Annotated in this window: 1 protein-coding gene; it reads left to right on the top strand. The window is 58.2% G+C overall.

The annotated features are described in order from the left end of the window. Positions 1-13 precede the first annotated feature (13 nt). On the top strand, positions 14-249 hold a 236-nt coding region (locus ACPYOM_RS23265), incomplete at its 3' end, for an AMP-binding protein (protein ID WP_481347785.1).

Consider the following 249-nt stretch of genomic DNA (forward strand, 5'->3'; position numbering starts at 1 on the left):
GTTCCAGCGGGTCATGAAAACGGCCACCTGTTTGCAACAGCATCACATTAAACGGGGCGATCGGGTGGTGGTGTGGCTGCCGAACAGTATCGACTTTGTGGTGTGCTTCTGGGCGGTTCAGCACCTGCAAGCCATTTTTGTCCCTCTTAACCCTGACACGCCCGTCGCGCGCGTGGGCTGGATATGCAACAACGCAGAAGCCAGTTTGCTGATCAGCAGTGCAGATCAGGCGGATGCGCGGGTCACGGC

It is taken from the genome of Monashia sp. HAY1-2A (assembly GCF_056755315.1).